Annotated in this window: 9 protein-coding genes, 1 tRNA gene and 1 pseudogene; 7 read left to right on the top strand and 4 right to left on the bottom strand. The window is 70.0% G+C overall.

Annotated features, from left to right (window positions below; all coding sequences use genetic code 11):
• Positions 1 to 68 precede the first annotated feature (68 nt).
• Positions 69 to 1,889 carry a glycosyltransferase family 2 protein gene (locus tag AB0C16_RS35250; RefSeq protein WP_357689636.1) on the bottom strand — a complete coding sequence of 607 codons (1,821 nt, stop codon included), beginning with the start codon at positions 1,887 to 1,889 and terminating at the stop codon, positions 69 to 71.
• Between the two features lie 332 nt (positions 1,890 to 2,221).
• On the opposite strand from AB0C16_RS35250, the gene AB0C16_RS35255 reads away from it, so the two are divergent.
• Together AB0C16_RS35255 and AB0C16_RS35260 are read left to right on the top strand one after the other, a co-directional pair.
• Positions 2,222 to 2,581, top strand: a complete 360-nt coding sequence (locus AB0C16_RS35255) for a hypothetical protein (RefSeq protein ID WP_357689618.1) — start codon at positions 2,222 to 2,224, stop codon at positions 2,579 to 2,581.
• 17 nt (positions 2,582 to 2,598) lie between these two features.
• Positions 2,599 to 2,736 (top strand): annotated as a pseudogene (locus AB0C16_RS35260) (ClpX C4-type zinc finger protein); the annotation flags it as partial.
• Between the two features lie 571 nt (positions 2,737 to 3,307).
• On the opposite strand, the gene AB0C16_RS35265 reads toward AB0C16_RS35260, so the two are convergent.
• Complete coding sequence (locus tag AB0C16_RS35265; protein ID WP_357689620.1) at positions 3,308 to 3,874, bottom strand: CGNR zinc finger domain-containing protein; 567 nt, start codon at positions 3,872 to 3,874, stop codon at positions 3,308 to 3,310.
• A gap of 72 nt (positions 3,875 to 3,946) precedes the next feature.
• Here AB0C16_RS35265 and AB0C16_RS35270 point away from each other — a divergent pair, with 72 nt between their 5' ends.
• Positions 3,947 to 4,702 carry a class I SAM-dependent methyltransferase gene (locus tag AB0C16_RS35270; RefSeq protein ID WP_357689622.1) on the top strand — a complete coding sequence of 252 codons (756 nt, stop codon included), beginning with the start codon at positions 3,947 to 3,949 and terminating at the stop codon, positions 4,700 to 4,702.
• Positions 4,703 to 4,817: 115 nt separating this feature from the next.
• Positions 4,818 to 5,318, top strand: coding sequence for a hypothetical protein (locus tag AB0C16_RS35275; RefSeq protein ID WP_357689624.1), 501 nt, complete (start codon positions 4,818 to 4,820; stop codon positions 5,316 to 5,318).
• On the opposite strand, the gene AB0C16_RS35280 is transcribed toward AB0C16_RS35275, so the two are convergent.
• Together AB0C16_RS35280 and AB0C16_RS35285 are read right to left on the bottom strand one after the other, a co-directional pair.
• A complete protein-coding gene (locus AB0C16_RS35280; protein WP_357689626.1) occupies positions 5,266 to 5,688 on the bottom strand; it encodes an ATP-binding cassette domain-containing protein in 423 nt (140 codons plus the stop codon). The genes AB0C16_RS35275 and AB0C16_RS35280 overlap by 53 nt on opposite strands.
• A 215-nt stretch (positions 5,689 to 5,903) precedes the next feature.
• A tRNA-Met gene (locus AB0C16_RS35285) sits at positions 5,904 to 5,980 on the bottom strand.
• A gap of 277 nt (positions 5,981 to 6,257) precedes the next feature.
• On the opposite strand from AB0C16_RS35285, the gene AB0C16_RS35290 reads away from it, so the two are divergent.
• The 3 genes from AB0C16_RS35290 to AB0C16_RS35300 form a co-directional block, all read left to right on the top strand.
• The gene (locus AB0C16_RS35290) at positions 6,258 to 7,337 is read left to right on the top strand and encodes a dihydrodipicolinate reductase (RefSeq protein WP_357689628.1); all 1,080 of its coding nucleotides are present in this window, start codon (positions 6,258 to 6,260) and stop codon (positions 7,335 to 7,337) included.
• Complete coding sequence (locus tag AB0C16_RS35295) at positions 7,334 to 7,846, top strand: carboxymuconolactone decarboxylase family protein (RefSeq protein WP_357689630.1); 513 nt, start codon at positions 7,334 to 7,336, stop codon at positions 7,844 to 7,846. The genes AB0C16_RS35290 and AB0C16_RS35295 overlap by 4 nt, the downstream gene beginning before the upstream one ends.
• 82 nt (positions 7,847 to 7,928) lie before the next feature.
• On the top strand, positions 7,929 to 8,201 hold a 273-nt coding region (locus AB0C16_RS35300), incomplete at its 3' end, for a hypothetical protein (RefSeq protein WP_357689632.1).

Below are 8,201 nucleotides of genomic sequence, written 5' to 3' on the forward strand. Positions count from 1 at the left end.
CTCCGATAGAGGCGAGAAGAACAAGCCCTACATTAGGACATCGTCTTGCAGTTGCACATAGGTGGCAATTAGCGCAGGAACCTTCTCACCAGTGCACGAGCAGTAACTTTCCTCACAACGGCACTCAACCGCCCCTTACCCGAGGTGGCGTACGGCCGCACGATCCTGAGCAGGGCCGCGGCCCACAACCGGCGCGCTCCGGCGACCGTCTCCGCTTCGGCCTCGATCCGAAACCTCGCCGGCGGGCCACCCAGCTCCAGCTCCAGGTAGGCGTCCCAGGTGCCGGGCGCGAACCGGCCGACCGCCGGCCGGGCCGCGAAACCGCCGCCGGGCAGGGCGACCACCGGCTCGGAGTGTTCGCTGCCGGTGTGCCGCTCGCGCCAGACCACCCGGCGCACGGCCGACGCCTCCGGCGCCACCCCGACGACCGTGACCTCGCCGTCCATGGCCAGCCGGTGACCGAGCGCCCATTTGGTCCTGGTCAGCCGGACGGTCCCCGGCACCGTCTGCAGGTGACCGCCGACGTCGATGCTGAGGTTGCCGTTGTCCCTGGTGAAGTAGGGCATGGCGACGACGCCGTCGATGAGCCGGGGAGCGGGCCGGTCCACGTCGTCGTCACGGTCGGCGCCCAGCCGGCCGGACCTGACCACGCCCTCCAGCTCGATCGTGACCCGGAAGTCCCAGATCCCGGAGTCGAGCCCGGCCACGTCGACCGCCGCGGTGAACTCGTCGCCGTCGTAGTCGGCGGGCACCACCACCTCGACCGCCGGGTTGTGCCGGGCCCGCAGCACCAGGGTGATGCCGTGGTGCACGCGCATGCCCTCGAGCGCGGCCGTGCCGGAGACCACCAGGCGGTCGGCCTCCCAGCGCAACCCCGTCAGGCGGCGGCGCACGGCGGCGTTCTCGATGCGGGCCAGCCGCGCCAGCCGGTCGATGTCGCCGAGCGCGGCCAGCCGCTCCCGGTCGGTGCCGTTGAGCCGCTCGTAGACGCCGGGCGTCAGCCACTCGTCGCAGAGCGCGGCCACCCCTTCCGCGATGTCCTTGCGCCGCACCTCGTCGGCCGCCAGGAACGGCGCACCGAGCTGGGCGAACGCGTCGAGTCTGAAATGCCGGCCGAGCAGGTGGTCACGGAGCGGCCCGGGCGCGATGTGCTCGGTCATCAGCCGGATCGGACCTCTGATCATCGCCAGCCAGGCGACCGGGTCCCTGCTGGCGGCCTGCTGCATGATGCTGCTGCCGTCGGGCCGGGCGACCAGGTGGTAGCAGTCGTAGTCGGCGACCACGGAGATGATCCCGGCGTGGCAGTAGGCGTGCACGGTGAAGTGGATGTCCTCGCCGACGAGGACCCCCTCGGCGAACCTGACGCGGTGCCGTTCGAGCATGTCCCTGCGGTAGAGCTTGAAGCAACTCAGACTGTTGTAAACAGCGCTGTCGCCTAAACCGGCGCGGTCGGCGTTGCGCGTGAACATCGACACCGGGGCGCGGCGGCCGTGGCCGGCGATCCTGCCGAGCACGATGTCGGAGCCGTTGCGGTCGGCCATGGCGACCATCCGCTCCAGCGCCTCCGCGCCGAGGTAGTCATCGGCGTCGCAGAAGAAGACGTAGCGGCCGGTGGCGTGCTCGAGGCCGACGTTGCGCGGCCGCCCGGCGCCCCTTCCGCCGAATCCGTCGAGGTGGACCACCTTGACGCTGGCGCGGTGGTAGGAGGCGTAGAGCTCCAGCAGCTCGGCGGTGCCGTCGGTGGACCCGTCGTCGACGACGACGATCTCCTTGCGCACCCGCTGGACGAGCGCCGAGGTCAGGCATCGGTCCAGGTAGGGGCGGGCGTTGCGGGCCGGGATGACGACGCTGACATCCACCGCCTCCTCGCCGCTCCCTGATGTCGTCATAGTCACAGCCGCGCCCCTCAGCCGTTACGATCCGCTCCCGACTCGTTTCAGTATGTGACCAACGCCGGTTCTCGGGGGGCCGATCGCGCGTCTTCGTCCGCCACATTTCCCGTCCCGGACGATTCGTTCCAAATCCCGGATCAGCGCAGGTAAACCCGCCAACTACCACAATTAGTGAGTAGCGAATCACCTACAGGGACGGTGTTTTCCCACCTGGAGTAGAGAACTTTCCCCACCGGGAGGAGTGCCTTACCCTCCGGGGTTCGCGAGTGATCCATTCGGGGCGGCGGCGCGTCTACGCTTAGGCAACCTTGACCGGGGAGGTGGCGGAATTGGGACCTGATCTGCGCAGGCGCATGGTGTCCGGCTCGGCCGTGCACACTGCCGAGTTCATCGTCTCCTCAGCGCGACTGGGAGAGCTCTACGAGTGCTCAGCCCTGCTTCGCCGTACGAGGGTGCGGTCCGAGGAGATCGTGGACGAGGCGCGAGCACTGCTCGCCGAGGCCGAGCAGGAGGGCGATCCGGTCCGGATCCTCATACTCGAGTCCCAGCTCGACGAGGCCCGCCAGGCCTACCACAAGGTGCTGACCGCCTACGTGACGATCTGCCGCAGGATCAATGAGGAGCGGCAGGCGATCATCCACGCCCAGATGGAACGCGAGCGGTCCGCACGCTTGTCAGGCGTAGCCTGACGTACTACCGTCAGGTCATGCCTGACTGGAAGGAAAAGCTCCGCTGCTCGTTCTGCCACAAGCAGAGCTCGGAAGTCGCCAAACTGATCGCCGGGCCCGGCGTGCACATCTGCGACCAGTGCGTCGGCCTGTGTTCCGAGATCCTCGACGAGGAACGGCTGGCCGCCTCCACCGAGCCCCGGCTCCCCCTGTGGGAGACGATGAGCGACGACCAGATCCTCGACCACCTCCCCAAGATCGCCGCCGTGCAGGTGCAGATCGATGACAACCTGCACGACTGGGTGCGCCATCTGCGCACCCGTGAGGTCAGCTGGGAGCGCATCGGCTCCTCCCTCGGCATGACCCGGCAGTCGGCCTGGGAACGCTTCAGGTAATGACCTGGTTCGGGGGCGGCCGACACTTATGTGGCGGTAAACCTTTGTGACTCGTGGGGCGTCCTACAGCCAGGGAGGCCCACCATGCGCGTCCTAGACGGCCTCGCGGTGCCCGATCTCGAAGCACTCCAGCTGGAGCTGGTTCTGATCGTGGCCCTGCACGAAGAGGCGGAAAGGCTGATCGCCGAATGAACGGGCTCCAGCTCCCCGGCCGCACTCCGGGGAGCTGGAGCAGGGGGACGGGCGCAACGCGCGCCTGATGAGGGCGGTCGCCTCGGCCGCGCCGGTCGGCGCAGAGGACGGTTGCCTCGGCCGCGCGCCTGCCGGCACAGAGATCAGCCGTCGCGGGGGGTCACGCCTTCCCCCGGGCCCGGAACGCCGCCGTCTTGACCCGGTTCTGGCAGGCCGTGGAGCAGAACCTGCGGGTGCCGTTGCGGGAGACGTCCACGTACACCCGGTCGCAGTGCGGTGCCGTGCACACTCCGAGGCGTTCGCAGAACTCACTGCCCAGCACCATCGCGAGCCCGGTGGCGCAGCTCGCCGCCCAGTCTCCGGCCATGGTGCCGCCCGGCCCGTGGAAGTGCAGGTGCCAGGGCTCACCGTCGTGCCGTTCGAGCAGGGGCCGGGCGCGGGTCTCCTCGAGCAGGCTGTTGACCTGCAGAGCCGCCGCGTCGAGGTCGCCTCGCGCGACCGCGTCGAAGACCGTGCGGAGCCGGGCCGCGGTCTCGGCGAGCTCGCCGGCCTCCGCCTCGGTGACCTCGCGATGGCCCGGATAGGCGGCGCGCAGTCCGTCGGTGGCGACCGCGGCGAGATCGCCGGGAGGCGGGACGGCCCGGCCATGCCTCTCGCCCGGGGTCAGCGCGTTGACCAGCCCCACCGCCACCCGCACGACCAGATCCGTGTGACTGTTGAAGTTCAATTGACCGGTTACACCTTTGTGTTCTAGCTTGTGACTGTCGAAAGCATAAACGACGGTCACAAGGAGACGATTGTGCTCACCCACGATGCCGCACTCGACTGGATCACGCGCTGGGACCGCCAGCAGGAGGGCTACCTGCCCGACCGCGAGGAGCGCTTCACCGCGCTGATCGACGCCGTCGAGGCCCTGGACCAGCCCGACCCACTGGTCATCGACCTCGGCTGCGGCCCCGGCTCGCTCTCCGCCCGCCTGCTCGAACGGCTGCCCAAGGCCACCGTGATCTCGCTCGACGCCGACCCGCTCCTGCTCGGGCTCGGGCGGGCCGCCTACCCGCGGCTCACGTTCGTCACCGCCGACCTGCGCCGCCCCGGCTGGTCCCGATCGCTCGGCCTGGACCGGCCCGCCGACGCCGCCGTGAGCACCACCGCGCTGCACTGGATCTCCGAGCCGGACCTCCAGACCATGTACGCCGAACTGGCCGGCGTGCTCCGCCCCGGCGGGCTGCTGCTCAACGGCGACCACCTCGACACCGACGACACCACCCCGGCCATCGCCCGCCTCGAACGCGCCGTCCACGACAAGGAAACCGAGCGCAGGTTCGCCGGCGACCACCCCGAGGACTGGCGGCAGTGGTGGGACGCGGTCGCCGCCGACCCCGCCTTCGCCGACCTCCACGCCGAGCGCACCACCGCGGGCGCCGACCACCAAGGCTCCGAGTCGCACCTGCTGTCCACCCACGTCGAAGCCCTCCGCCAGGCGGGTTTCCGGGAAACCGGCACCCTGTGGCAGCGCGGCAACAACCGCCTGCTGTGCGCCATCCGCGACTGATCGGGACATCCGCACCGCCCGATCCACACGCGCACCCCAAACCGCCGCCAAGAATCGGTCCAGGCACGCGTGTTCGGGGTGAGGGCCGTCGGCCGGGTCACTACAAGCAAGGGGCATGAACAAGGGAAACCTCAAGCCCGTGATCACCCGAGTCCTCGGCGCCGTCGTGCTCACCTCCTGCGCCATCCCCGGTCTCGGCTCCGGCAGCACCGCCTACGCCCAGGCGAACGGACCTGTGTGCGCCGGCGCGGTGCCGCAGTCCGCATCCTCCGCATCCTCCGCACCCTCCGCACCCTCCGCACCCTCCGCACCCTCCGCATCCGACACCGAGCGCTCGGGCGGCCCCAGCCCCAAGAAGATCGCCGCGTGGAGGGCCGCGGAGCGCTCCTGCGTCAAGACCTTCAGGAAGGACAAGACCCCGCAGGGACGCGACTGCTTCAAGCGCGACCAGGGCTTCATGGCGCCTCGTGGCGGCGCGAAGACCCTCGAGACCAACAAGGCAACCTGGGCGCGGATGACTCCGGAGCAGAAGAAGGCCGCCCAGGAGGCGATGCTGAAGCAGTTCAGGGACTTCCAGCTGAAGTGCTGCCCGGACGCCGAGTTCCCCGGCGTGTGACCGTCATGTGATCGACCGGCATGTGATCGACCGGCATGTGATCGGGTGGAAACGTCCGCCGGAAACGTCCATCGGCACGGCCCAGGAGCCCCAGGGTCCCTCGGCCGTGCCGTCCGTTGTCATCGAGTGAGCGGCTGGAAGCCCCAGTCGTAGATCGAGCGGGCTCCGTCGTCGTGGACGATCGCCACGTCCGGTCGGCCGGCCCTGCCGGGCCCAGGGCCGAGACCGACGTGCCGAACACCTCGACGGTGCCCGACTTCGGCCGCACGTGCCCGGAGAGCACCTTGAACGCCGTCGTCTTGCCCGCGCCGTCCGGGCCGATGAGCGCCATGATGCCGGTCGACGGCACGTCGAAGGAGACGTCGTCCATGGCCACGATGCCGCCGAAGGCTACGGTCGCGTGGGACGACCTGGCGGTGATCTCCGTCAGTCGCCCCTCTCGGCCACGGCCACGCGGTCCCAGGGGGTGCCCGGCGCCGGGAGCCGCAGGGCTCCTCCACCGGGCATCCCCTGCCGCCTCAGACTCCCGGTGTCCCTGACATGCGAAACGCCCTCCGGGAGAGTCTCCCGGAGGGCGTTTCCGACTGGTAGCGGGGGCAGGATTTGAACCTACGACCTCTGGGTTATGAGCCCAGCGAGCTACCGAACTGCTCCACCCCGCGTCGATGAGTTAAGACTACCGGACTTTCCGACTGCTCGTCCCCAACCGGCTGATCGGCCCTGGCGTCAAGGGGTCGGGACGACCATCGGGGTGCCGGCCGCGGGGTCGCGCACGACGATGGCAGCGACTGGCCTTCGCCAAGGAGTACGGCTGCACCCCCGGCCAGTACGCCCTCCGCGAGGCCGGCCCGGCCTGACCGCCGCACGCGGGCCCTCACGGCGGGCGAGAAGCCCGGGAAGACGCTATACACTGAACCAAGCGCTTGCTACGCTCCGGGCATGGTGACCACGATCGTCTGGGGAACCGGCAACGTCGGCCGTGCGGCCATCCGTGCCGTGGAGGCCCACCCGGCACTGGAACTCACGGCCGTGCTCGTCCACGACCCTGACAAGATCGGCCGTGACGCGGGCGACCTCGGCGGGCTCGGCCACGATCTGGGCCTCGCGGCGACCGGCGACGTCGACGCGGTGCTGGCCGCCGGTCCCGGCGCCGTGGTGTACGCGGCGTCCGGCGACATCCGCCCCGACGAGGCGCTCGCCGACGTCATCAAGGCGATCCGAGCCGGAGCCGTGGTCGTCACCCCCGCGTTGTACGCCTTCTACGACCAGCGCAACGCCCCGCCGGAGCTGCGCGACCAGGTGCTGGCAGCCATCGCCGCCGGCGGCGGCTCGCTGTTCGTCTCCGGCGTCGACCCCGGCTGGGGCAACGACGTGCTGCCCCTGCTGATCAGCGGGCTCGGCACCACCGTGGACGTGGTCCGCTGCCAGGAGATCTTCGACTACTCCACCTACGACCAGCCCGACTCGGTCCGCTACCTGGTCGGCATGGGCCAGCCGATGGACTACGAGCCGCCGATGCTCGCGCCGACGGTCCCGACCATGGTGTGGGGCGGCCAGGTGCGGCTGATGGCCAGGGCCCTCGGCGTCGAACTCGACGAGATCCGCGAGACCCTCGACCGGCGCCCGCTCGACTCCACGGTGAGCACCAGGTCGATGGGCGAGTTCGAGGCCGGCACCCAGGGCGCGGTGCGGTTCGAGGTGCAGGGCGTCGTCGAGGGCGAACCCCGCATCGTCATCGAGCACGTCACCCGCATCCACCCGTCCTGCGCACCCGACTGGCCGGCACCGCCCGACGGCGACGGGGCGCACCGGGTGATCATCGAGGGCCGCCCGCGCATCGAGGTCACGGTCGAGGCCACCGACGAGGACGGCAACCGGTCGGCGGGCGGGAACGCCACCGCGGCCGGCCGGCTGGTCGGCGCCATCGACTGGCTGGTGGACGCCGAACCCGGACTGTACGACGCGCTCGACATCCCGCTGCGACCCGCCGTCGGCAAGCTCGGAAGGAAACAAGCGTGAACATCGACATTCCCGAGGGCAAGGACGCGATCGAGTACGTGTGGGGCGAGATGGTCCCCGGCATCGGGATCGCCGCCTCCCGTTTCTCGATGTCGGTGTACGCCCACACGACCCTCGGCCTGCGCGAGTTCGAGGCCGCGCGGCTGCGGATCGCGCAGATCAACGGGTGCGCCTTCTGTCTCGACTGGCGGACGGAACGGGACGGGCGGAAGGTCGAGGAGGAGTTCGCCGACGCGGTGACCGAGTGGCGCACCACCGACGCGTTCGACGACCGCACCCGGCTGGCCGCCGAGTACGCCGAGCGGTACGCGCTGGATCACCACGGCCTCGACGACGAGTTCTGGGCGAGGATGACCGCGCGCTACAGCCAGCTCGAGATCGTGGAGCTGAGCATGAGCATCGGCTCCTGGCTGGCGTTCGGCCGGCTCAACCACGTGCTGGGCCTCGACACCGTCTGCGCGCTGCCCGGCGACTCGTCGCCGCCGGTCGGGCGTGCCAAGGCACTGTGACTTCACCCGGCACGCAGTGACCCGAGGCGCGAGCAAACCATGGAGGACCCGTTCTCATTTCATCGAGAGTGAGGAACATCGCATGAGCGGCAACATCCCCGGCTCCAGCAGCGTCTCGCGTCGTGGGTTCATCGCCGGAACCGGCTCCATCCTGGGAATCGCGGCTCTCACCGGTCGCGCCGCCGCGGCCCGGGCCGAGGCCGCGGCGGCTGAAGTCCTCGGCGTCCAGGATTCCGGTGTAGCGGGAGATGTCCCGGTCGATCGGGAAGCCGAGGAAGTAGTTGAGGGGGGCCTTGGTCCTGGTGCGCAGCCAGTAGGACCGGTGGTCCGGCTCCAGCGTGTTGCAGAAGATCTT

It is taken from the genome of Nonomuraea sp. NPDC048916 (genome assembly GCF_040649575.1).
Taxonomy (GTDB): Bacteria; Actinomycetota; Actinomycetes; order Streptosporangiales; family Streptosporangiaceae; genus Nonomuraea.

Coding starts and splice junctions, on each gene's coding strand:
- AB0C16_RS35250 (WP_357689636.1), bottom strand. CDS start 1,889: ATGACGACATCAGGGAGCGGCGAGGAGGCGGTGGATGTCAGCGTCGTC.
- AB0C16_RS35275 (WP_357689624.1), top strand. CDS start 4,818: ATGAACAAGGGAAACCTCAAGCCCGTGATCACCCGAGTCCTCGGCGCC.
- AB0C16_RS35280 (WP_357689626.1), bottom strand. CDS start 5,688: ATGGACGACGTCTCCTTCGACGTGCCGTCGACCGGCATCATGGCGCTC.
- AB0C16_RS35290 (WP_357689628.1), top strand. CDS start 6,258: ATGGTGACCACGATCGTCTGGGGAACCGGCAACGTCGGCCGTGCGGCC.